Annotated in this window: 21 protein-coding genes; 19 read left to right on the top strand and 2 right to left on the bottom strand. The window is 63.8% G+C overall.

All coding sequences use genetic code 11. The features are described 5' to 3' along the window. Window positions 1-7 precede the first annotated feature (7 nt). The 6 genes from ACIPV5_RS03935 (at window position 8) to ACIPV5_RS03910 (ending at window position 7167) form a co-directional block, all read left to right on the top strand. Window positions 8-958: a cytochrome c oxidase assembly protein gene (locus ACIPV5_RS03935; protein ID WP_017201925.1), complete on the top strand. Its 951-nt coding sequence runs from the start codon at window positions 8-10 to the stop codon at window positions 956-958. After that, on the top strand, window positions 942-2543 hold the full coding sequence (lnt, locus tag ACIPV5_RS03930) for an apolipoprotein N-acyltransferase (RefSeq protein ID WP_197021087.1): 1602 nt from the start codon (window positions 942-944) through the stop codon (window positions 2541-2543). Before ACIPV5_RS03935 ends, lnt begins: the two co-directional genes overlap by 17 nt. Then, window positions 2528-3043, top strand: coding sequence for a DUF3515 family protein (locus ACIPV5_RS03925; RefSeq protein WP_036304312.1), 516 nt, complete (start codon window positions 2528-2530; stop codon window positions 3041-3043). Before lnt ends, ACIPV5_RS03925 begins: the two co-directional genes overlap by 16 nt. Continuing rightward, on the top strand, window positions 3040-4938 hold the full coding sequence (locus tag ACIPV5_RS03920; RefSeq protein ID WP_400339856.1) for a cytochrome c oxidase assembly protein: 1899 nt from the start codon (window positions 3040-3042) through the stop codon (window positions 4936-4938). The genes ACIPV5_RS03925 and ACIPV5_RS03920 overlap by 4 nt, the downstream gene beginning before the upstream one ends. Beyond that, window positions 4935-5618, top strand: a complete 684-nt coding sequence (locus ACIPV5_RS03915) for a copper resistance CopC family protein (protein WP_051662385.1) — start codon at window positions 4935-4937, stop codon at window positions 5616-5618. Before ACIPV5_RS03920 ends, ACIPV5_RS03915 begins: the two co-directional genes overlap by 4 nt. A 193-nt stretch (window positions 5619-5811) precedes the next feature. Continuing rightward, entirely contained in the window at window positions 5812-7167 is a 1356-nt protein-coding gene (locus ACIPV5_RS03910; RefSeq protein ID WP_029264090.1) for a M23 family metallopeptidase, read from the top strand. Window positions 7168-7264: 97 nt separating this feature from the next. On the opposite strand, the gene ACIPV5_RS03905 is transcribed toward ACIPV5_RS03910, so the two are convergent. After that, window positions 7265-8026, bottom strand: a complete 762-nt coding sequence (locus ACIPV5_RS03905) for a cytochrome c biogenesis CcdA family protein (RefSeq protein WP_029264089.1) — start codon at window positions 8024-8026, stop codon at window positions 7265-7267. Then, window positions 8023-8589 carry a TlpA disulfide reductase family protein gene (locus tag ACIPV5_RS03900; protein ID WP_029273828.1) on the bottom strand — a complete coding sequence of 189 codons (567 nt, stop codon included), beginning with the start codon at window positions 8587-8589 and terminating at the stop codon, window positions 8023-8025. The genes ACIPV5_RS03905 and ACIPV5_RS03900 overlap by 4 nt, the downstream gene beginning before the upstream one ends. 161 nt (window positions 8590-8750) lie before the next feature. On the opposite strand from ACIPV5_RS03900, the gene ACIPV5_RS03895 reads away from it, so the two are divergent. From ACIPV5_RS03895 to ACIPV5_RS03835, 13 genes are all read left to right on the top strand, one after another. Next, entirely contained in the window at window positions 8751-9032 is a 282-nt protein-coding gene (locus tag ACIPV5_RS03895) for a metal-sensitive transcriptional regulator (protein ID WP_026049679.1), read from the top strand. A gap of 32 nt (window positions 9033-9064) precedes the next feature. Beyond that, window positions 9065-9388 carry a heavy-metal-associated domain-containing protein gene (locus tag ACIPV5_RS03890; protein WP_400339851.1) on the top strand — a complete coding sequence of 108 codons (324 nt, stop codon included), beginning with the start codon at window positions 9065-9067 and terminating at the stop codon, window positions 9386-9388. A 55-nt stretch (window positions 9389-9443) separates the two neighbouring features. After that, on the top strand, window positions 9444-11582 hold the full coding sequence (locus ACIPV5_RS03885) for a heavy metal translocating P-type ATPase (protein WP_400339848.1): 2139 nt from the start codon (window positions 9444-9446) through the stop codon (window positions 11580-11582). Between the two features lie 47 nt (window positions 11583-11629). After that, window positions 11630-12070: a DUF6153 family protein gene (locus ACIPV5_RS03880; RefSeq protein ID WP_042538298.1), complete on the top strand. Its 441-nt coding sequence runs from the start codon at window positions 11630-11632 to the stop codon at window positions 12068-12070. 86 nt (window positions 12071-12156) lie between these two features. Beyond that, the gene (locus ACIPV5_RS03875; protein WP_026049681.1) at window positions 12157-12753 is read left to right on the top strand and encodes a DUF305 domain-containing protein; all 597 of its coding nucleotides are present in this window, start codon (window positions 12157-12159) and stop codon (window positions 12751-12753) included. Window positions 12754-12965: 212 nt separating this feature from the next. Continuing rightward, window positions 12966-13742: a F510_1955 family glycosylhydrolase gene (locus ACIPV5_RS03870; protein WP_231481712.1), complete on the top strand. Its 777-nt coding sequence runs from the start codon at window positions 12966-12968 to the stop codon at window positions 13740-13742. Window positions 13743-14162: 420 nt separating this feature from the next. Then, window positions 14163-14417: a hypothetical protein gene (locus ACIPV5_RS03865; protein WP_081859903.1), complete on the top strand. Its 255-nt coding sequence runs from the start codon at window positions 14163-14165 to the stop codon at window positions 14415-14417. Between the two features lie 324 nt (window positions 14418-14741). Next, a complete protein-coding gene (locus tag ACIPV5_RS03860; protein ID WP_029264083.1) occupies window positions 14742-15551 on the top strand; it encodes an RNA polymerase sigma factor in 810 nt (269 codons plus the stop codon). A 350-nt stretch (window positions 15552-15901) separates the two neighbouring features. After that, window positions 15902-16108, top strand: coding sequence for a hypothetical protein (locus tag ACIPV5_RS03855; RefSeq protein ID WP_017201940.1), 207 nt, complete (start codon window positions 15902-15904; stop codon window positions 16106-16108). A 578-nt stretch (window positions 16109-16686) separates the two neighbouring features. Further along, window positions 16687-17511 carry a TnsA-like heteromeric transposase endonuclease subunit gene (locus ACIPV5_RS03850; RefSeq protein ID WP_164479518.1) on the top strand — a complete coding sequence of 275 codons (825 nt, stop codon included), beginning with the start codon at window positions 16687-16689 and terminating at the stop codon, window positions 17509-17511. After that, entirely contained in the window at window positions 17501-19537 is a 2037-nt protein-coding gene (locus tag ACIPV5_RS03845) for a Mu transposase C-terminal domain-containing protein (protein WP_400339842.1), read from the top strand. Before ACIPV5_RS03850 ends, ACIPV5_RS03845 begins: the two co-directional genes overlap by 11 nt. Then, entirely contained in the window at window positions 19534-20577 is a 1044-nt protein-coding gene (locus tag ACIPV5_RS03840; RefSeq protein ID WP_017201943.1) for a TniB family NTP-binding protein, read from the top strand. The genes ACIPV5_RS03845 and ACIPV5_RS03840 overlap by 4 nt, the downstream gene beginning before the upstream one ends. Then, entirely contained in the window at window positions 20574-22901 is a 2328-nt protein-coding gene (locus ACIPV5_RS03835; protein ID WP_366627393.1) for a zinc-ribbon domain-containing protein, read from the top strand. Before ACIPV5_RS03840 ends, ACIPV5_RS03835 begins: the two co-directional genes overlap by 4 nt. The last annotated feature ends 144 nt before the right edge of the window (window positions 22902-23045 follow it).

The raw sequence follows: 23045 nt of genomic DNA, 5'->3' as shown, positions 1-23045 counted from the left end.
CACGACCATGCGTGTGAGCGGCGAGATCCCGGACAGTCCCCCGTCACTGCAGACGTTCCTCGCACCGGCCGACATTCCTCTTCCGGTGCTACCCATCGTCGCGGGGATCCTCGCTGCGCTTTATCTCGTCGGAGCGATCCGATTGTGGACGCACGGGCGTCGTTGGCCCGTGTGGCGGACGGTCAGCTTCCTTCTCGGGTGCGTTCTCCTCGCGGCGGTCACTGGCCTGGGCGTTGAAACGTATGGCCAGGCGCTGGTGTCCGTTTTCATGTTCCAGCAGCTCACTCTGATGATGATGGTGCCGCCGCTACTGGTCCTCGGCTCACCCGGAACCCTTCTTCTGCGAGCAACACCGCATCACGGAGCGGGACGGGTAGTCCTCACAGCGGCCCACAGTGCTCTTCGAAGCCCGGCCGCGAGATGGGTACTTAGCCCGTGGGCCACTGTGCCGCTCTACCTGTTCGCGTTCTACGGCATCTACCTTGCGGGTGCTGCCGATTCCATCCTCACTCTCCCCACGGGTCACGTCGCGCTCGAGGTCGGATTCCTCCTCGCCGGCATGCTGTTCACCATCCCCATCTTGTCCTCCGATCCTCTGCCGGTCAGGTTGGGTCACGGTGCCCGTGCGCTGGATGTGTTTGCTGAAGCCGCGCTCCACGCATTCTTCGGGGTGTTCCTCATGATGGCCAGCACGATCCTGGTCGGCTCGTTCGTCGCCCCCACAGAGGCGCTAGGCATCGATCCCCTCGCTGACCAGCAGCTAGCCGGTGCTCTGGCCTGGTCCTACGGCGAAGCCCCGACCGTGCTGATGTTGATCTACGTGATGCATCGTTGGTTCCGCAGCGACACCGCTCGTGCTGCCGCGGCGGACCGGTACGCCGACGTGCATGGGAACGCCGACCTCGACACGTACAACGCCTATCTGAAAAATCTGAGCTCTCATGACCGTGACCGCTGACCCGTTGGTGGGACCCCCCATTTTCGTTCGATCGAGGCGCGGCAACCCCAGAGAGCACAACGCGCGCCTGCCTGTTGCGGTGCCGTTTTCCGTAGCGATCATCGCGGCCGCCGTCGCAGGAGGAATACTGGATTTCGCCTACCCCGCATACGGGTGGTGGCCCGCAGCATTCGTGAGCGTAACCATCGGGCTGTGGACGCTCCGCGGACGTTCTCTACCCGGGGCGTTCCTGATCTCCCTCGTCTACGGCGCGGCCTTCTACTTCACCCACTTGGCATGGGTGTCACGGTTTCTGGGGCCTATCCCGTGGGTCGCGCTGGCTGGCTTGGAAGCTCTGCTGTTCGGTGCCGGCGGCGTGCTGATCGCACTCGCCTATCGAGCCACCACCCGGACCGGATACGGGTACCGCGCGATTACCCCTCTGCTGGTCGCCGGGGTGTGGGTGCTGCGAGAAACGCTGATGGGTAGCACGCCGTACACCGGGTTCCCATGGGCGCGCGTCGGTTTCAGTCTCGCCGAGAGCCCGCTCGCGGAGGCCGCATCCTGGGTTGGGACCACCGGGCTGTCCTTCCTGACAGTCCTGGTCTGCGCGAGCGTTGTGGAAGCCCTCATCCTCCGCCGATGGGAGCCAGCAGCAGCAGCGGCGGTCATCGTCGTTGCCGCGATAGCCGTCCCTCTGTTCCCGACTGAGCAAGCGGGAATGTTGCGCGTCGGATGGGTGCAGGGCAACGGTCCCAGCGGCTACTTCGACACCAAAACAACAGGTGACATCCTGCGCGCGCAGGAAGAAGCGACCGCTCCTCTTCTGGACCGTGAGATGGACCTTCTCGTCTGGCCAGAAGGGGCCGTCGACGCCGATCCCCTGCGCGATGTCGCCGTCGCGGGCCGCCTTGATCGACTCGTGCAGGGTGCCGGCGCTCCGGCACTGGTGAATGCGGCGACCACCCGCGGAGCCGACACGTTCAACACCTCGATGCTGTGGACCAGCGCCGGGCCGCAGCAGCTCCACGACAAGGCCAACCCCGTCCCTTTCGGCGAATACGTCCCGGACCGTTGGTTCTACGAAGCCATCGCCCCCGACCTCATCGGATTGATACAACGCGAGTACACGCCCGGCTCCAACACACCCCTCATGAACGTTGGCGATGTGCCCATCGGTCTGGCCATCTGTTTCGACGTCATCTACAACGACGTCATCCACCAAAGCGCGGCCTCTGGTGCGCAGATGTTCGTGTTTCAAACCAACAACGCGGACTTCAGAGGCACCGACGAGAACCTCCAACAGCTGGCCATCGCCCGTATGCGCGCGCTCGAAACAGGGAGAACTGCCGTCAACGTCTCCACCACCGGGACCAGTCAAGTCATCGGCCGCGATGGAAAAGTGTTGGCTCAGGTTGCGGTGGACACGACCGCGGCGAAGATCACCGAGGTCCCCCTCCGCACCGGCACGACCCTCGCCGTCGTGCTGATGCCGTGGCTCGGCTGGACACTCAGTATCGGAAGCGTACTCGCGCTGCTCGTCGTGTCGATCCGACAGCGGCGGTCGGATGCTCACTCCCAGGAAGACGGATGGATGAAGTTGTGAAACTCAAGATTCTGACCTCTGTCGCGGCACTCTGCGCACTGTTTCTACTCAGCAGCTGCGCACCCACCGTCCACCTCGAGCCCGCAGCAAACGCGAATGACCCGCTGTGCGCAGAGGTCACCGTACGACTACCGGACTCGATAGGCGACCAGGATCGCGTCTGGACGGACGCTCAGGCCACCGCAGCATGGGGCACCCCCAGCAGCGTGCTCCTCACCTGCGGGTCGGAGCCCCCGGCCCCCACCACGCTGCAATGTGTCAGCTTGGGTGGCGTCGATTGGATCGTCGACGAGGAGGACACCCCGAATCTGCGGCTCACAACCTACGGCCGAGAGCCAGCTGCCCAGGTGTACGTGGACACCACCACCCTGTCGGCAGACGCGGTTCTTGAATCTCTCGCCGGGGCGATCCAGCAGCTCCCCAAGACCGGTGAATGCACGGCACCTGTGACCGAAGACCCAGACGTCGTAGGCGATGAGACGGGAGATACCGCTCCATGAATCCCGTTGTTCTCCGGATTGTTGGTCCGACGATTCTCGTTGTCGCCGCACTCATCGCTGCGGTGGTCGGGCTCGCGATCGGTGGAGGAGCTGCACCAAGACTCACCAATGACCCTGGAGCGCTCGTGCGATGGGGACTCCCGGCCGCGAAGCTGATCGTCAATCTTTCCGGTGCGGCAATGCTCGGGCCCCTGGTGCTGGCGGTGTTCGCTCTCCCCTCAGGGGGGAAACCGTTCACCGTCGCGCTCGATATCGCCTCCGCCGGCGCCGCGACCCTCACCATCTCAAGCGGGGTGGTGGCTTTCCTCACCTTCCTGTCGTCGTTCAATCCGCAAGTGAGCCTGAACGCCGAGTTCGGTGCGCAATTGGGCCGCTTTCTTCTCGACACGGAGCTGGGACGATCATGGCTTATCAGCGTGATCCTCGCCTCGGTCGTGACAGTCCTCGCATTCGCTGTTCGCAGCAATGGGGCGGTGCTGTTCACGACCGTGCTCGCGATCATCAGCCTGATACCCATGGCCACCCAGGGTCATTCGGGTGAGCTCGCCAACCACGATCCCGCGGTCATGTCCCTCGTCCTGCACGTCATTTCAGCAGCGATATGGCTCGGCGGTCTCATCCTGCTCGTCGCCGCGCGACCCATCAGCTCTCCGCATGAACTTGAGAACCTGCTCCGCCGGTACTCGACGGTGGCACTCTTCGCGTTCATCGGCGTCGCCGTCTCGGGATTCGCGCGGGCGCTCACTGCCCTCGGCCGGTGGGAAGACGTGGCCTCACCGTACGGCATCATCCTCTTCACAAAGATCGGCGCGCTTTTGGTCATGGGCGTCCTCGGTGCCGCCTACCGCCGCCGACTCATCGCAAAGGCCAACGAGGGCCGTGGCGCCTTCTGGATGATCGTGAGCGTCGAACTCGGCTTCATGGGTGTCGCGAGCGGTGCCGCCGCCGCCCTCGCCCGCACCGCCGCCCCCGCCGATACGATCACGCCGCCGCAAAACACCGCCGCGGAGATCCTCACCGACGCACCCGTCCCGATCGAACTCACCCTGCAGAGATGGTTCACGGCGTGGAGCCCCGACCTCCTCTGGGTGCTCGTCGCCAGTTTCGGAATCGTCCTCTACCTCGTCGGCGTCCGACGCGCACGGCGCCGCGGGAATCCGTGGCCAGCCAGGCGGACGATCAGCTGGATTGCGGGGATGGGGGCGCTTCTGTGGACGATCAGTGGCCCGCTCGCCGCCTACGACGACTCGCTCATCAGTATGCGGTTCCTCTCCTTCGCTCTCCTCAGCCTCGCCATCCCATTGCTCCTCGTCTTCGCGGCGCCGATCACGCTCGCAACCTTGGTCATCTATGCACGGGACGATGGAAGCCGAGGACCGCGCGAATGGCTTCTCTGGGTCGCCCACAGCCCGCTGGCACGGTTCGCTCTGCGCCCCGTCGTCGCCGCGTCCCTGTTCGCTACATCGCTGTGGTTCATCCACTACTCCGACCTGTTCCGATGGTCGCTCTACGACCAGCTCGGAGGGGAATGGATGATCAGCCAACTCCTCGTCACCGGGTGCCTCTTCGTACGATCGCTCTCCCTTCACGCGTCCACGACGCCCGAGGGGCGGTGGCGTGTGACCTCACTCACTGCGCTCACAGGCCTTGCCGCCTTCTTCGGCATCGCCACTAGCACGCGCTCCGACCTCATCGTCGCCGAGTGGTTTGGCGCCATGGGGCGGACGTGGGGTCCCACCCCCCTCCAGGATCAGGCCCTCGCCGGAGGCGTCACCTTGATGATCGCGGGAACGCTCGCAATCCTCACCGGCTTCTCCGTCCTCCACACGAAACGCAACAACCGACCTGCCGGTAGCACCCCCGTGCCCGCCGTACGAAAGGATCCACGCCTGTGACCTCCACCCACCGCACTCGCTGGTTCGCCCGCACCCTTCTTGCTCTCATCGCACTGGGAATCGTGGCCGCACCGGCCCCCGCAGCTCTCGCGCACGACAATCTCCTGGACACCGTGCCGGGGGCAGACGAAACCGTCACCCGACTTGACGATGTCGCTCTCACATTCAGCGGGGAACTCATTGACTTCAGCCAAGCCAGCTTCGCCCAAGTGCAAGGACCCGACGGCCTCTTCTACGAATCCAGCTGCTCCACCATCGATCGCAACATCCTCACCACCCCAGTCGCACTCGGAGAAGCGGGCCTCTACACCGTGCTATGGAACGCCGTCTCCAGCGACGGTCACCCCATATCCGAGAGCTTCGCGTTCACATACGCTCCCAGCGGGAGCGAGCCAGGGCTGGGATGGGACAAACCAGCATGCGGGAACGAACAATCACGGATCCAACCGGCAAAGGCGTCGCCCTCCGCCGCGCCAACCACCGAATCTCCAGCAGCGGACACCCCTCCCCCGGCGGCATCCGCAGGCGAGAACGAGGTGGCTTCGATCGCGATCCCGCTCATCATCGCCGTGGCTGTCACAGGTGCCGCGGTGATCACGGCCACCGTTGTCGTACGGCAAGTGAAGAAGAAAAAGCACAACAGGTTGAGCGCCGACGTCCATACGGATACGAAAGCGTGAGCTTCGTGTCAGGGCAGGCGAACTCAAGTTCGATGCGTCAGATATGGGCCACAGATCAGAGATCACGGGCGAGTCGGCGCGACTTCGACCCCCACGAACGGACGATAGACCAGACGACGGGCAACGCGAGCATGGCCAATCTGCGCGCCCATGGCAGCAGAATCCACGAAACCGAGCTCAAGGAGAGGGCACAGTGAACGAACGAAGCTTCTCTGCGGCCACGGAAGCGACTGAAGAATGCGGGTGTGCACCCACGCCCGCCGAACGTGACTCGTTCTGGAAGCTGAGTGTTACTCGACGTGGCGCTTTCGGGCTCGGCGCCCTCGGCGTCGCCGCATTCGCTGCTTTCGGTATCGGCTCCGGCGTCTCAGCCGCGTACGCTGCGTCCTACCCGAGCTGGGACGATGTGCAACGCGCCAAGAACAACGAAGCCGCCAAAGCGTCCGAGATCACTCGGATCGAAGGGCTGATCCAATCTCTGACGCAAAAGGTCGCCGAGACTCAGGCTGCCGCCGATACAGCCTCCGACGCGTTCTATGCGGCGCAGCAGGAATACTTCGCTGCGATCACGGAAGCGGACAGCCTGCAGGCGCAGGCGGACGAACAATCAGCGATTGCCGAAACCTCTGCGCGCAGGGCCGGTCAAGTTGCGGCACAGCTGTACCGCAACGGTGGAGACGATTCAGCACTTCAACTGTTCTTCTCCGGTTCCGCGGCCAACGCCGATGAGCTCCTGTCCCGCCTGGGCACCATGGACAAGCTGCTCGAGTACAACCGATCGGTCTACGATGACGCAATCTCGGCGCGCAATACCGCCCAATCCCTGACCGATCAGGCGAAGGTCGCCCGCGACGAACGGGACCGACTGCAGCAGGTCGCAGAGCAGAAGATGATTGCCGCACAAGAAGCGGCCGACGCCGCACAGGCCGCGCTCGACGAGCAAGCCGCGAACCTCGAGACGATGCAGGCGCAGCTCGCCGCGCTGAAAGACACCACCACGCAGACGGTCGCCGGCTATCAGGCGGGTGTGGCCGCCCGCGAGGCAGAAGAGAGAGCCCGTCGCGAACGCGAAGCCGCCGAAGCCGCAGCCAACGGAGGCGGCAATGGTGGCGGCGGAGGCTCCGCCGGAAGTGGCGGTTGGGTCCGGCCCCACGGAGGCGGCCGCAGCTCAAGCTACGGTCCTCGGACCCCGATCTGTGGCTCGCAGGGCTGCTCCTCGAGCTACCACTACGGCGCGGACATGGCCAACGGCTGCGGTGCCGCGATCTACGCCGCCAACTCCGGAACCGTGGACTACGCCGGCGCCAACGGTAACTACGGCAACTACGTCCGAATCCAACACGGCGGAGGCGTCAGCACCGGCTACGCCCACATCAAACCAGGAGGCATCGTCGTCGGTCGAGGCCAATGGGTCAACTCCGGCCAGGTCATCGCTTACGCAGGTGACACTGGACGCTCCTTCGGCTGCCATCTGCATTTCGAGGTCTACATCAATGGTGGTTACACCAACCCCGTCCGATTCATGGAAGACCGCGGCGTCTATATCTAAAGCTCCGACACGGGATTACGAAGTGGTGCCGTCGACACGAGCAGTCGGGTAGAGAGGGCTGCTCCAGTCGTCACTCGCGACATCCTTGCTAGGGATCTCAAAGAGGGAGGATGACGCTGCCCATCACCGCCGTCAGCCGCGACATGATGTCGGTCCACAGCCCTGTCACCATCAGGAGGCCGAGGACGATCAGCAGTATGCCGCCGCAGACGTTCACCACTCGGATGTGACGACGGAGGAACTCGGCTGTCTTCGCCGCCCAACCGAACCCGAATGCGACCAACAGGAACGGGATGCCGAGGCCGAGCGAATACGCGAGGCCGAGGAAGCCGGCCCGGACAGGGTCGCCAGCATTGAACGAAAGCGCGATGATCGCGGCAAGCGTCGGACCCATGCACGGTGCCCAGCCGATACCGAGTGCCACTCCAAGTAGCGGCGCCCCTGCGATTCCGGCCCGGGAGCCGACGTGGAAGCGAACCTCCCGCTGGGCGAAACTGAACAACCCGAGAAAGACGAGCCCCATCAGGATGATGACGACTCCGAGGATGCGTGTGACTAGGTCGCCCCAGCGTAGGAAGAACACGCCGGCCGTGCCGCCCAGCGCGGTGATGAGAACGAAGACGACGCTGAATCCGAGGATGAACAGCAGTACGCCGACTACGAGCTGACGGCGCTGGGGCGCGACTGCATTCGTCGCGCCACCCTTCGAGCCCGGCGCGACCGCCCCACCAAGGAAGCCGAGGTAGCCGGGGACCAGCGGGAGTACGCAGGGCGACAGGAACGACACGAGACCGGCGAGCATCGCGACGGGGACTGCGAGCCAGAGCGCACCGGACCCGATGATGGTGTCGGCGTTCATGGTGTCTCCGCCAGAGCGTCCTTGACGAGCGTCGAGAGGATCGAGGTGCCGTCGATGGGTCCGATGATGCGGGCGGCGACGCGTCCCTGTTTGTCGAGCACGAGAGTCGTTGGTGTCGCCTGGATCGGCACCACCTCGGAGAAAGCGAGTTTCGCCTCGGCCGTGTTCACGTCGATCAGGCTCGGGTAGGTGATGCCAAACTCGTCGGAGAAAGCCTGGGCAGTGTCAGCCTGGTCGCGGGTATTGATGCCGATGAAAGCTACATCCTCGCCGCCGTACTCGCGCCAGACGCTCTCGAGATCCTTCGCCTCCACGCGGCACGGCGCGCACCCCGCGTACCAGAAGTTGACCACCGTGACCTTGCCGGCGTTGTCGGCACTGTCGAAATCATCGCCAGTTTCAGTAACGCCGCTGAAGACGACTGGTTCGCTCCGCTCGGCCACCGGGATCTCGACAATCGCGCCGTCGGCGGCCACATACCCGGTGTTCTCACCCTTAAGGAAGGAATCGCTGACCGGATCCGGCGCGCACCCGGTCAGCCCGATCACGGACACAGCGAGCATGGCCCCGACCGCGCCACGAACGGCACGAAAGCGGGGTCTTCGACGCATATTTCGAACCTTACACAGATCACCTATGCGTCACCTTTGCCTCGGACACTTCCCGACCGGGAATAGACTCGCATGCATTGTGTTATATACCCCTAGGGGGTATCTTTTTGGGAGTGAACGGCTACGAGAGCAACAAGGCTGATCTGCGTAAGCGGTTGAGCCGGGTAGAGGGTCAGGTGCGAGGTATCGCACGAATGGTTGATGAGGACAAGTACTGCATCGATATCTTGACGCAGGTGTCTGCGGCGACGAAGGCCCTCGAGACGGTGGCGTTGTCGCTACTCAGTGACCATCTCGCTCATTGTGTCGCTCAGGCAAGTGCTGAGGGAGGCGAGGTGGCTGCGGCGAAGGTCCGCGAGGCCAACGAAGCGATCGCTCGTCTCGTCCGTTCATAACTACTACGTCTGTCTACTCGAAGGAGCACATCATGACTGATCGCATCGAACTCGGCTTGAAGGACGCGAATGCGGGGTGCGCATGCTGCGCTGCCCCTTCATCCGTTGGCGCATCCGCGCCTGTCGCGGCCCCGGTCTCGGCCGAGATCTTGGTTGCGGGGATGACATGCTCGCATTGCGCCTCCAGCGTCAGCGATGAGCTGAACGCCATCGATGGTGTCGACGGTGTCACGGTCGACCTGAATGCCGGCGGGGCATCCCGCGTGATTGTCCACAGCGCCGCCCCTATCGATCCCACGGCTGTACGGGCTGCGGTTGAAGAGGCCGGCTACACCCTCGCGACCTCCCCGATCTGAGTCGCTATCCGTTTGCGCCCGGCTGATCCGGGTGCATCCGAGCAAGGAGTTTCCGATGAGCCAGCATGACCAGCACCACGAACACACTGCGCATCAGGATCACGGCAGCGTGCCGACAACGGAGCATGACCACACGGCGATGAGCCACGACCACGGTGCTCCCCCAGAGCACGCTGGTCACACGAGCCGCGGCGGTCACGGCGGTCACGGCGGTCACGGCGGTCACGGCGATCATGTCGGTCAGTTCCGGCGGTTGTTCTGGATCATGCTGGTCCTCGCGGCCCCTGTGGTTGGGTTCTCGATGATGTTCTCGATGCTGCTCGGGTACCCATTGCCCGACGCCGCGTGGGTGGGTTGGGTGTCCCCGGTTCTCGGGACCGTGATGTATGTGTGGGGCGGGGCCCCGTTCCTCACGGGTGCCGTGAGCGAGCTCCGTGCACGCAAGCCCGGGATGATGCTGCTGATCGCCCTTGCGATCACCGTGGCATTCCTGGCGTCCTGGGGTGCGAGCCTCGGCATGCTGCACCACGAGTTGGATTTCTGGTGGGAGCTGGCGCTGCTGATCGTGATCATGCTGCTTGGTCACTGGATCGAGATGCGCTCGCTCGCGCAGACGACATCGGCCTTGGATTCCTTAGCGGCGTTGCTGCCTGACGAGGCAGAAAAGGTCGACGGCGATACGACCGTAACGGTCGCGCCCTCGGACTTGCAGGTAGGCGATGTCGTGGTCGTGCGTCCGGGCGGGCGGGTCCCCGCCGATGGGCGCATCGTTCAGGGATCGGCCAGCATGGACGAGTCGATGATCACCGGAGAATCCCGGCCGGTGCGCCGCAGCGATGGCGACCCGGTCATTGCCGGTACCGTCGCCACGGATTCCGGAGTGCGGGTGGAGATCACGGCCATCGGTGAGGACACCGCTCTCGCGGGGATTCAGAAGCTGGTCACCGAGGCGCAGAGTTCGTCGTCTCGGGCGCAGCGGCTCGCGGACAAGGCCGCAGGGTGGCTGTTCTGGTTCGCGCTCGGCGCCGCAGCGATCACCGCGATCGTCTGGACGGTTGTTGGCCTACCCGACGCCGCCGTCATCCGCACCATCACGGTGCTGGTGATCGCCTGCCCGCACGCGCTGGGCCTGGCGATCCCGCTGGTCGTGTCGATCGCGACCGAGCGCGCCGCCCGCGGGGGCGTGCTCATCAAGGATCGTCTCGCGCTGGAGAGCATGCGCACCGTCGACACTGTTCTGTTCGACAAGACGGGCACGCTCACCAAGGGCACCCCCGCGGTGACCGCCATCAACCCCGTCACGGGGACCGACGCCGATCAGCTGTTGGCGTGGGCGGCCGCGGCGGAAGCAGACTCCGAGCACCCCCTCGCCCGCGCGATCGTCAACGCGGCAAAAGAGAAGACGCTCACCGTTCCACGCTCAACCGACTTCGAGTCATCCCCCGCTGTCGGGGTGCGTGCCCGCGTTGACGGACGTGTCGTGCAGGTCGGTGGCCCGTACATGCTCGAGCAGGAGAATGCGCAGGAGCTGCCCGTTGCTGACGAGTGGCGGAACGAGGGTGCGATCATCCTTCACGTGCTCGTCCACGGTCAGGTTGTGGGCGCGCTGCGTCTGGCGGATGAGATCCGCTCGGAGTCGCGCCATGCGGTCGACGCGCTCCATGAGCGCAGTGTGCAGGTGGTCATGATCACCGGTGATGCGGACGCGGTCGCCGCCTCCGTGGCGGGCGAACTCGGCATCGACCGGTACTTCGCCGGGGTACGCCCCGAGGACAAAGCGTCGAAGGTGAAAGAGCTTCAGGGCGAAGGTCGAAAGGTCGCCATGGTTGGTGACGGGGTGAACGATGCCCCCGCGCTGGCGCAGGCGGACGTCGGTATTGCGATCGGGGCGGGAACCGATGTCGCAATTGCGTCTGCGGGGGTCATCCTCGCCAGCGACGACCCCCGGTCGGTGATCTCCGTGATTGAGCTGTCGCGGGCCAGTTACCGGAAGATGAAACAGAACCTCTGGTGGGCCGCCGGGTACAACCTTCTCTCGGTGCCGTTGGCTGCCGGTGCGCTCGCCCCCGTCGGGTTCGTGTTGCCGATGTCGGTCGGTGCAGTGTTGATGTCACTATCCACGATCGTTGTCGCGCTGAATGCGCAGTTGCTGCGACGGCTGAACCTCAGCCCGGACGCCGTCGTCGACAAGTAGGCGCATGGGCGGCGGCGACGTACCCTGGAAGAAAGGGAGGTGGGACAGTGTTGACGACGATCGCACGGCGCGTGCATGACCAGCGCACCCTCACCCGCACCCTCCTGACCGTCGTCGCCGTCGCCTTTTCCGTGATCTTCGGGCTTCTGGCGATGCACTCGATGAACACGCACACCATGCCCTCCGGGCACAGCGAAACCATCGCGGTCGCACCCGCGCATGCCGACGCTCACCCCGCACACGCCTCAGGCGAAGCTGCAGCGATGGATGAGACGGGCTGTGCGACGTGCTCTGACGATCACGGCATGTCGTGGATGGCCTGCGTTCTCGCGCTCCTCATCGCCGTAGTGCTGGTCACCCGGCCGCCCGCCTGGTGGCGCTCACTCACCGAAACCCCTGGTCCGCTCCTTTCACGTTTTGCGCTTCGCGGCGCGCTGTACCCGCTGCGGCCGCCGTCTCTCACCGTTCTCTGCATCAGTCGCACCTGATGGCTGGCATGCCCGTTCTATGGGCAACGCCCCCTCGCCCAGCCTGTCTCGCTGGGCACCATCATCGACTCTTGGAGAGAACCATCATGAAGACCCGTTTTGCGGCGACCGCCGCACTCACTCTCACTGCTGTGCTCGCCCTTGCCGGCTGCGCTGGAAACACCTCCGGCGGAGGCGATATGCCCGGCATGAATCACGAGAGCAGCAGCTCCGCCCCGGCGTCGGCGGACGCCAATGACGCCGACATCATGTTCGCCAGCATGATGAAGGAGCACCACGCTCAGGCCATCGAGATGTCTGACATGCTCCTCAGCAAGGACGGCGTCAACGAGCGCGTCGCCGCCCTCGCGGAAGAGATCAAGGCAGCGCAGGGCCCCGAAATCCAGAAGATGGAGCAGTGGCTCGAAGAGTGGGGCGCTGATACCTCCAACATGGAAGGCATGGACCACGGCGGCGGCATGATGTCCGACGACGACATGCAGGCCCTCGAAGATGCCACCGGGGCGGACGCCAGCCGTCTGTTCCTCGAGCAGATGATCGAGCACCACCAGGGTGCCGTCGAAATGGCCCAAGACGAAGTCGACAACGGCCAGAACAGTGACGCGGTCGCCCTGGCCGAGACGATCATCGAGGCACAGACCACGGAGATCGCCACGATGAAAGACCTCCTCGACACACTCTGATCTACCTTCGGGGGTGCGGCGCTCGCCCGCACCCCCGAACTGGCCTTCTCGCAGTAACCCACGCCACCGCGCTGGTGCCATGTCGCGACTCTCATTCGCGTACCGCTCGCGCACCTGCATGCATTTCTTCACGTCGGAGTCTCATGAACCGCCACTCGCCCCTACCCGCTTTCGCGATCGCTCTCGCAGCCGTCGCCCTCACCGGCTGCGCCGTGCCGCAGGCCTCCGGCACCAACGCGGTCCCCCCCGTTATCCAACACATTCACGGTGTTGCCGCTGACCCCCGCGGTGAGGACCTCTTCATAGCCACCCACGGAGGACTCTTCACCCTCACTCCTGAAGGTGCGATCGCCGGTCCCATCGGAGGCCACGATTTCGATGCGATGGGCTTTACCGTCCTCGACGACGCCCTCTTCGCATCCGGCCACCCGGGCACACAGACACCCGCAGAGCTCGGCTCCCCGAACCTAGGTGTCATTCGTAGTGACGACTTCGGCGAATCGTGGTCACCGATCGCCCTCACTGGCAGTACGGACTTCCATGTCCTCACCGCCGGACCAGACGGCACTCTCTACGGGATCGCCTCCGATGGCGTCGATCTGCTCATCAGCACTGACGACGGTCTCGAATGGACCCGCGGCGCAACACTTGCCGCGGCAGACCTCGCCGCCACCGGCGACGGTCTCTACGCCGCCGCGGAAGAAGGACTGCTCCTCAGCACCGACAACGGCGCCACCTTCACCCCCGTCGCCGACGCCCCGCTGCTCTACACACTCGACGCCAAACCCAATGGCTCGCTCGCAGGAGTCGGAACCGACGGTGCCCTCTGGTCACAGAACACCGAAGGAACATGGCAACGCCTCGACCCGCTTCAAGGGGCCGCTCAGGCCTTCACCGCGATCGATGACGAACGCTTCATCGTTGTCGACGACCGCGGCATCGTCCAGATCACAGCCGACGACACAACCATCCTCGCCCCCGCCCGGTAGAGAAGGCCACCACCAGAACGGCCACCCATGGTCCCCCGCCGCAATCCCTTCCGACGCATATCCGTCTTCATCGCGTGCGCCACAGTCCTCGCCCTGCTTCTCGCCCTTGCGAGCTTCTACCTCATCGGAGCCATATTCAGATGACCCGCCACCTGCACCCAGCTCGGCACCGTCCACGAGCACACGTTCCCACGCGCACCAGCCACATGTCCCCACAGCGGCGTCACGATCGCCTCGTACGTATCGGGGCCTTCCTTCTCCTGGCCGCCGTCGCACTGATCGCAACTCATCTCCTCATCGACACAACCGTTCCAGACCAACGGTCACTCTGGGCATACACGCTCGGAAGCTACGAAACAGCGTTCATCCTCGCGATCGTCGGACTGGCGCTCGTGCTGCGTGAACCCCCGGGAGGCGCGGATGAATCTCAATGACTACTGGACCAACGCCTTTTGGTCCGTCATCCCCACGATCGCCGTCGTCGCAGCATTCTGGTTCGTCCTGCGGTCCATCATCAGAGCCGACCGCAACGAACGAAAAGCACACGCCAAGATCGAGCAACAACTCCGCGCGGAACGAAACCATCCTCGCCAACTCGCATCGGCGGACGACGAGCGAGACCCGCTACCTGAACGCCGGAAACGTCTGCCGAAAGCAGATACCGGCGAACGTTAACGGCGGGCGCACGATGACGGGCGACGCGAACTCGCCGGAAACGATCGTTTTCGGCGGGTCGTCTGCTGCACGCTCCCTCCTGCTGTGCTCACTCGCGTCTTCAGCGGGAGATTTTGGAAAGCGGAGATGGGTCCGAGGCCTCGCTTGCGGCACCACCAGTAGAACCGAATGCGAAACCACGCCGCAAACGATCGTGTACGGCGGGCGGCACCGAACCGTGAGGTTGCTCAACATTTTCTTGCGAGAGGCGAGGGGAAGTCTGCAATGTCGGACATATGAGGGATCGTGGTGACTATGAGCTGACCAGGATCGTGAGGGAACGCTATGACCGGTAACGACGAGCCCGAAGGGCATTCGTCCCCCGATGGCGTTCCTACTCTCATCGCGTGGGCAACGGATCAGGCCTGGCTGGCCGAGGCAGACCGCGATCGCGCCGAGGAACGTTTCGACCGGCTCGCTGGAGACCGCGAACTCGCGACCGCACTCCAGGCCAGCGGATACCGTGGCCGGAACTACGATCTGTTCGCGAATGAGATCGCGAAGTACGGGTGGGCTGTCATCCGCGGGTGGATCTACAAAGGGCAGATTCGTGGCGAGGTGAAGCGAAAAGGCTTCGGCGCACTGGAGCCTGAGCCCCGCCCGGGCTCGATGATCGAAGAGGCCGAGAGCCTGGCGGATGAGACGATCGTGCTCGCCCTCACCGCGTTCCGAGACAAGGTGCTCGTCCCGGGCAAGTGGGACCCCGCCAAGGGAGCTTCCCTGCGCACGTTCTTCGTGGGCCAGTGCCTTCTGCAGTTCAGCAACGTCTACAAGCGTTGGCGTCGAGAAGAGCTGCGTTCATATGCGGAGCCGCAGGCTCCGCCGCCCGCAGCGGCCTGGGCCGACGACTTCGAGGAGGGTCCGTCGACGTCGGCTGCTCCCGACGCGAGCGAGGCGGCGCACATCAAGGACGAGCTGCGTCGTGCATTCGGGAGCATCAAGGACGAGCGTGTCCGCTCAGCCTTTTATCTGAACGTGACGCATGGCTTCACGCACGCGGAGATCGGCGAGAAGCTTGGCATGACCGCGAAAGCGGTGGAGTCGGCGATCGCGCGCGCACGTCAGCAAGTACGACAGAACCGGGAGTCCGCATGAGCAGTGAATTTCGAGGCAAGATCGAGCGCTCGTCCTTCGGGACCCAGAACGCGAAGGCGGCACGCCGAACCGTTTCCGCCAACAAAGCGCAGTCGCTCGTCTCGCGATCGATGACGGGCAAGACTCAATCGAAGCAGTTGAGAGGCCGCGAGGGGAAGTGACCAGCGGCGGACATATACCGAGATGTCGGGATCACAACGGAAAAGAGCCGCCCCGCGGTAACGGGACGGCTCACAAGCCCTGAGAAGGTCAGGTCTCATCCAGAGCACTGACTGTACCGGAGTTGGCAGCCGCAGACTAGCGGCGCTCCATCTCATGGCACCCCGGCACCAATCAGTGAAGGAGTTCCCATGGGAACCGTTCGTCGCTCTGCATCCACCGGTCGTTTCGTCTCCAAGGCCGCTGCGGCCCGCTGGCCCGGAAAGACCACCACCGAACGTGTCGGTTCCGGCACGAGCAACTCGACCACGGTGCACCGCTCCGCGTCGTCGGGCCGGTTCGTCACCGAATCGACCGCCAACCGCAACCCGGGCGGCACGATCAGCCAGCGCGTCTAATCGAACCTGAGGGCCTGCACGTGCACACGTGCAGGCCCTCGTTGTGTAAGTCGAGGGCCTCCAGAACCCCGTCGGTGGCGGTCAGTAGTTCACCTTGTCGATGACGAGGTTCCCGTCGAGCATCTCGTGCGGGACGGGTCCTGCACTGGGGGAGCGGGATGGTCAGTCTCACGAGGTCGGGGTCCGCAACGGTCTCCGCGGACGCCAAGGCGTGAGCGCCCGGGACGGCAACGCCGACCGGCATCTCAATGTCTGCCGCAGCGCCGGAGCCGGCAATGTTCACCGGAAGCCGGCGGCGAGTACTGTTCACCCGAAGGCTAGTGGGGGAGCTTTCCCCTCGTTCGTTCAAGTCTGGCCTTGCGTTGCCTAGACCTTGCGACGGAAGCCGGTGGAGTCCCGAGTGACATCGGGCGACCAACGATGCGGTTCTCGCTTCACGTCGGGCCACTCGAGATCAGATCGAACGATATCCGGTCCGCGCCGGTGTGTCGGAAGCCCGTCGAAGCCGACCGGGCTGATCCTGGGCGCAGGCGACGAAGATGTGCCTACCGGCACTCCGCCTCCCTCCGGGAGTGATGATGAAGCCAGCTGAGATCGCACGGATGATCGCTCGTCGACGGTTCTCGAAAGAGTCGGAGCTGCACTGGGTGCCGCGTGATCATCGTTCGGAGACTGGCTATGCGAACAACACCTCGTTCGCACCGGTCGACCGAAGTCTCGGCCGTTTGGATTGGTCTGTCATCGACCCCATGAAGGTTCGAGTATCGAAGGGCGCCAGCCACTTCTTCACAGGATCTGAGTACTTCTGGAGTCGCACCCGCAGCCACGTGTGGTGTGAGTCTCAGTTCGAGCGCGACGAGTTGATGTGGCTCGATTTTGCCGGACAGGTCGAAAGGGTGTGGTCGCAGCCGTTTGGCGTGGTGTTCGGCGTCCGCTCACCGATGGCCGGTCATTGGCACGTGCCGGATTTCTTGTTGCAGATGTCGGACGGCTCCTACGCCGTCCGAGATGTGAAGCCGAAGGAACGCATCGACGAGTCCGTGCAACTGCAGTTCGATGAAACCGCACGGCTGTCGGCAACGCTCGGCTGGCACTACGAGGTGCTCTCCGGTCACAGCGTCCATGCGACTCGCGTGGTCGAATGGTTGTCGGCGTCGCGTCATGACCGTTGCAGGCCGTCGGCGGACATCGAGGACAAGATCCTCGACGCAGCTACTCAGGGCAAAACACGCCGGGAGTTGTGTGAGCTGGCGTCTCCAGATTGCCCGCTTCTAGCGTGCGCATGGGTTGACAACCTCGCCTGGCGCAGACTTCTCGCGCTCGACTTGTCGTCCGTATTCAATAGCAACACGCTACTGACTACCGCACATCGGGAGAGAACGGACGCGATCAGTGTCCGATGAACGCAAACTGAAGCTCGGAGACTCTTTCGAGATTGACGGCGAGAGCTGGGTCTGGGTCCACATCATTCCTGGCCTGGAGGTGAAGCTCCGCTCTGAACACGCGCCCGATCGACACCTGATCATGTCCGTAGACGAGTTCCTGCTCCAGGCCGGAACAGCCCAACGGGATCGCAGCGTATCTCTTCGACCGGACGGGGATGCATGGCCGACCGACGTATGCGATATGGAAGCCCATCTCCTTGAGGCGTTCACGGGCAGGCCGATGGATCCGTTGGCCTCCGCTTCTCGGGCACAATACGACCCTGCGCTGACAACTCAGAACGCACGCGTTGACGCGAAGCTGCTCGAGCTAAAAGGCACGTCACTTGGGCGAGCGCGCAGCACCTTTCACCTCCTGTGGAAGACGTACCAGCAAGACGGTGCAGCCGGGCTGAATGCCCGCATGCATCGCAAGGGCGAGCAGCGACTCTCCATCAGCCGGGCAGATGCACGGCTGGTGACGATCATCGATCGATTCCTCGATCGCCAAACGGACAAGTCGACGAGCAGCAAACGCCGGTGCGCTGTCTTGCTGAGGCGAGAGCTCGAGACCACTTACCCGGGCGATCCTCTATGCGAGATCAAGGCTCGCACCCTCCAGGGCTACATCAACGAGCGGGCGGCCGGCCGTTACAGCTTCGACAAAGCGACCACCCGGCGAAACACCGATAACAGCCCCAAGCGTCAGTACTACTCCGGGGCTGCCTATCAACTTGGGGAGCGATGCGAGATCGATTCAACGAAACTCGACGTTCTCGTCTGGGATGAGAACAGTGAGTTCCGGCCGACACTCACCGTGCTTCTCGATGTCGCAAGCCGGGTACCGCTCGCTTGGGCGATTCACGCGGACAGCCCTGGCGGATTCGACCATGCACTCCTGCTCGCCCGGGCTGTCATCGGGCGCAAAGCCGTACCTGGTTCGGGAGCAGCCACCCTCGCGGGATCAGCCACGTTGCCTTCTGACCTGATGAAGCAGGTGAACCCCTACCTCACTGACGATTCTCTGGCCCTCCCGTGGATCTTCCCGCGATCGATCACTATCGACGGCGGAGCAGATTTTCGGTCCCGCACGTTCAGAGATGCCTGCAGCGCGTACGGAATCCACAGGGAACTTGCCCCCTCCAGAACGCCGACGGTAAAGCCACACGTAGAGCGCAACTTCGGCACCCTCTCGACAGACTTCGCCGCATGGCTGGCCGGTTTCGTGGGGAACTCCGTCGCCCATCGGGCCGCCAAAGACGACCCCACCCTCACCCTGGATTCGCTTCGCCTCATCCTCGACAGCTGGATAACGAACATCTACCTGAACAGGCCTCACCGTGGCTTGAAGTCGACGAGCTCCCCAGGGCGCATCTTCACCCCGAATCAGATGTACACCGAACTGTTCGCTGTAGGACCCGGCGTCCCGGTGCCTTTCGGAGTTGAGGAGTACCTCGCGCTCTTGCCCACGGAACGGCGCATGATCGGTCGTGCAGGGATCGAACTCCACAATCGCCGCTACGACTCATCCCACCTGGAAGATCTCCGCAATCGCTCCCTCACGGGCGCTGAACCGGGATCCGCGAAAGCCAGGAAATTCCCAGTGAGCTTCGACCCCTACAACGCCAATGCCGTCTGGGTGCGTCACCCAGAAACCGGTGTGTGGATCGAGTGCTGGGACATCGCTCTGCGGGAGAAGACAGCACCGATGGTCGCCGAGATCGACATGAAACTCCTTGCCCGATACCCCGACGCCGCAATCGACGATCCCGACCGCCGCCGCGAGTGGATCGACCACGTCGAAAGTCGCGAACGAGGAGACAAACGGAAGCGCACCCAGCACAAACGGGAGCAACAGCGCCTCAAGGTCGAAGCGCAACGTGAACCAGGCCCCTCGACAACGACACCGATCCCACTACGGCAATGGGCCAAACCCGTCGACATCAGCACCATCGATTGGACATCCCCCGACATAGATCTCGCGCAAGCAGAGGAGCTTGATTCATGAAGATCACCCCACTCGTCCTCCACCATGACCGCAAGACCAGCCTTGCAGGGCTTCGAGAAGCATTCGACGCCGAGCCCGCATCCCCGCCGAAGATCACCTTCCGTCAGTACAGAGATCTGGACAGTGAAGCTCGAGAGCTATACGACCAAGCTCGCGAAGACTTTCTCCGGCTGACGCTGAGGGTGAAGACACGCGAGCAAGCGGTCTGCGCTCGCATTCTGGAGGACCTCATCCGGATCAACCCTCGGCTGAAGAACTCGCGGCGCGGGCTGATGATATCCGCGCCGATGTTCTCCGGCAAGACAGAGCTCGCTCTCCTGTTGGCTCGATCCGTAGAACGCAGACACGCAGCCCAACACCCCGACTACCTCAGAGACGGAGACGCACCGGTCGTCTGGGTGGAGATGACCGAACACTCGACCGGAAAAGCTCTCCTTGCCCAGATCGTGGAGTTTCTCGCCCCCACCATCGTTCTCCCCAAACAGATCGCCACCGACAGGCTGAGGAAGCTTGCCGTCGAGGCCCTCCACCGTCACGGCACGAAGCTGCTCGTGATTGACGAAGCGCACAAGCTCGGCGGGACTGAACCCTCCAGTGTCATCAAAGCCCTCCAGAACGAGTCTTGTGCGACCGTCGTCCTGGTTGGAATCAATCTCGACCAAGCATTCAAGACGGGCGACGGCCTGCAAGTCAGCGCACGATGTGACTTCGTCACACTCGACAAGATCGACCCCGCCGTCCAAGAGGACTTCGAACAATGGATCAAATGGGTCGCCACCTTCGACAGCTTCCTACCACTATGCGGGCACGCCCACGGCCTTCTCACCCGCAACGCCGGCACGCTAGTCCACGCCGCCGACGGGAAACTCGCCGTTCTCGCGATGATCGTGGACCGCCTAGTCGCGTCCATCTTGCGCGACGAATCGCGCACCTCGGAGACCGTAACCCGCGAGCGACTCTTCGGGGTTCTCGACACTCTCCGGCGCACCACGCTCAACACACACAACGTCACCCTTGACGACTTGGTGGACGCCGCATGATCAGCACGCAGGCGTGGGCGAAACGACCCAAGTGGCATCATCTTGAGACGCCACGCTCCTACGCGCAGCGGCAATGCCACGCCGCAGGAGTGCCGTTCGATTTCGCCGAGAGGGCGCTGACCAGCCGAGCGCAACCGAACATCCACCGCGTCTGGATCGACGATGAAGCGGCCGCTCGGACGGTCGAGGCGACGGCAGGGCGCCCGGCCGGTCATTACCTCCGCATGAAACGTCTAGCGCAACCGGACTCCACACGGGCCTATCCGCAGCGCTTCCTGTGCCGCCTATGCAGTGCCGGGGAGACGATCGAGCAGATTCCCCACGATCGGGAAAACTTCTGTCTCCGACACCCGGGGCAGATGGTGTGGGTCGGTCCCGGAACGGAACTCGATACCCAGGTGATCGTTCCCTTCGATCCCACGCTTCGGAACGCGGAACTCTCCTTCCGTCGACTCGTCGCTACTGGTCGAGTCACCACGCAACTGCACAGTCAAGTGTGGGCCATGGTGCGCGACAACGACATGCTCTCCGCCCAGAACGGAGAGACCGGGCAGGATCCGTCCTTGATGAGCGCGGTACGCGAGATCGATCGCCGCGCACATCTGTACCGCGCGACGGTGCGCGTTCTGCAGATCTTGTCCAATCGTTCGCACTGCGCACGATGGCGCACTCAGCCGGCGGCAGATCTACGACTCGACATCAACGCAACGTTGGGCATCGCCAACAGCGACATCCTCGTCGAACGGGTGGTTCTCTGGCTCCGACCCCTCCGCCGCCACACCATCCCCACGAAGTTCCGCCCCCTGGAACCCGCCCTCGACACCGTCGACGTCCCCCGCATCCTCGACGCCACCGCCAACTACCCGCTATGGATCCTCCGACACCCGAAAGCCATCTCCGAATGGGACTGGGATCGCAACCCGCCCACCCGAGACCCCTGGTCGGGAGTAGATGTCTCCCACAAAGCCTGGTGGTTGTGCGAAGAGGGGCACTCCTGGGAAGCAAGCCCCCACGTGCGAGGCTTTGCCGAAACGAACTGCTCATACTGCATCGGCATGGACTTCTGGCCTGGACATACCGACCTCGGCACCCTGCGGCCAGACATCGCCGCGGAATGGGACACCACCCCAGGAGTCAACCGCGGGGGCCCCCATCACGTCAGCGTCACCTCCGCACGGAAAATTAACTGGCGGTGTGCGGCTCGACAGCACACCTGGCCTGCCCAGGTGCGCTCCCGCACCACGCTAAAAAGCGGCTGCCCCTATTGCGCCGGCAGCCGGGCGATACCGGGTGAAACAGACTTAGTCACTCTTCACCCCGGCCTCGCAGCAGAGTGGGACTACCAACGCAACGACAGTTCCATCACACCGGAGACAGTCACCCCCGGATCAGACCGTGTGGTCTGGTGGCGCGGCCCCTGCGACCATAGCTGGGACGCGGCTGTCGGCGACCGTTGCTCAGGACACGGGTGTCCGTACTGCTCCAACCAACGCACCCTCGCTGGTTTCAACGACCTCGCCACCACCCACCCTCAACTCGCCGAACAGTGGGACCACGTGAACTCCAAGACTCCTTGCGAGGTCACCGCGGGTTCGGATTTCCCCGCAGTATGGCGTTGCGCGCTGGGTCACAGGTGGGAACTCCCCGTCTGGGGCCGTACGAAGGACAAGACGGGCTGCCCCGTGTGCGCGAATCGCGTCGTCTTGGCAGGATTCAATGACTTGGGAACTCTCGACCCTCACTTGGCTTCGGAATGGGACCACAAAGCAGGCGCGAACGACCGGACACCGTCCGAAGTGACCGTCAGCAGCCAATACGAAGCCCGATGGCGCTGCGTGAAGGGTCACACCTGGCCAGCGACAGTCGCCAACCGACACGCTGGCTCAGGTTGCCCCTCATGCTCCGGCCGCGTTGCCATCCCTGGTACAACCGACCTCGCAACGCTTCGGCCAGACATCGCCGCTCAATGGGATCCCAGCAACGACTGCTCACCGAATCAGGTCACAGTCTCATCCCACGTGAAGGTGTCATGGAACTGCCATCGCAACCACTCGTGGCCGGCGACAGTCAAGAATCGGACGTGCGGCCACGGCTGCCCCTACTGCGCAGGAAAGCTGCCCATCCCTGGCGAGAACGACCTTGCGACTCTGCGCCCCGACCTCGCCAAGCAATGGGACCCAGCGAACGCCCTCTCTCCTACCGAGGTCACCGTCGGGTCGGGTCGAAAAGTCATGTGGATCTGTGCGTGCGGATACTCGTGGCCGTCCACGATTCAGACCAGAACCCGCAGACCTCACGCCCACTGCCCCGAATGTCGCAAGTAGTAACAGGACCCGATGCGAACCTCGTCTGGGGTTTTACTCGTGGCGCTGAGTCCTCCTCGCATCCAGCGCTAGCTCTCTGTTTGGCGCTGACGCTGACACGAGCGAATCGGGAGTGATCGAGAGACTCGAGCTCCCGATTCGATC

Origin of the sequence: Microbacterium sp. NPDC090014 (genome assembly GCF_044748285.1) — a bacterium.
Taxonomy (GTDB): Bacteria; Actinomycetota; Actinomycetes; order Actinomycetales; family Microbacteriaceae; genus Microbacterium.
The sequence above is the reverse complement of the archived record's forward strand: the minus strand, read 5'-3'. Positions and strand labels throughout refer to the sequence as shown.

Excerpts from the sequence above, each read along its gene's own strand:
- ACIPV5_RS03935 (WP_017201925.1), top strand. The coding sequence starts at position 8 with ATGCGTGTGAGCGGCGAGATCCCGGACAGTCCCCCGTCACTGCAGACG.
- lnt (WP_197021087.1), top strand. The coding sequence starts at position 942 with ATGACCGTGACCGCTGACCCGTTGGTGGGACCCCCCATTTTCGTTCGA.
- ACIPV5_RS03925 (WP_036304312.1), top strand. The coding sequence starts at position 2,528 with ATGGATGAAGTTGTGAAACTCAAGATTCTGACCTCTGTCGCGGCACTC.
- ACIPV5_RS03920 (WP_400339856.1), top strand. The coding sequence starts at position 3,040 with ATGAATCCCGTTGTTCTCCGGATTGTTGGTCCGACGATTCTCGTTGTC.
- ACIPV5_RS03905 (WP_029264089.1), bottom strand. The coding sequence starts at position 8,026 with ATGAACGCCGACACCATCATCGGGTCCGGTGCGCTCTGGCTCGCAGTC.
- ACIPV5_RS03900 (WP_029273828.1), bottom strand. The coding sequence starts at position 8,589 with ATGCTCGCTGTGTCCGTGATCGGGCTGACCGGGTGCGCGCCGGATCCG.
- ACIPV5_RS03890 (WP_400339851.1), top strand. The coding sequence starts at position 9,065 with ATGACTGATCGCATCGAACTCGGCTTGAAGGACGCGAATGCGGGGTGC.
- ACIPV5_RS03885 (WP_400339848.1), top strand. The coding sequence starts at position 9,444 with ATGAGCCAGCATGACCAGCACCACGAACACACTGCGCATCAGGATCAC.
- ACIPV5_RS03875 (WP_026049681.1), top strand. The coding sequence starts at position 12,157 with ATGAAGACCCGTTTTGCGGCGACCGCCGCACTCACTCTCACTGCTGTG.
- ACIPV5_RS03865 (WP_081859903.1), top strand. The coding sequence starts at position 14,163 with ATGAATCTCAATGACTACTGGACCAACGCCTTTTGGTCCGTCATCCCC.
- ACIPV5_RS03860 (WP_029264083.1), top strand. The coding sequence starts at position 14,742 with ATGACCGGTAACGACGAGCCCGAAGGGCATTCGTCCCCCGATGGCGTT.
- ACIPV5_RS03855 (WP_017201940.1), top strand. The coding sequence starts at position 15,902 with ATGGGAACCGTTCGTCGCTCTGCATCCACCGGTCGTTTCGTCTCCAAG.
- ACIPV5_RS03850 (WP_164479518.1), top strand. The coding sequence starts at position 16,687 with ATGAAGCCAGCTGAGATCGCACGGATGATCGCTCGTCGACGGTTCTCG.
- ACIPV5_RS03840 (WP_017201943.1), top strand. The coding sequence starts at position 19,534 with ATGAAGATCACCCCACTCGTCCTCCACCATGACCGCAAGACCAGCCTT.
- ACIPV5_RS03835 (WP_366627393.1), top strand. The coding sequence starts at position 20,574 with ATGATCAGCACGCAGGCGTGGGCGAAACGACCCAAGTGGCATCATCTT.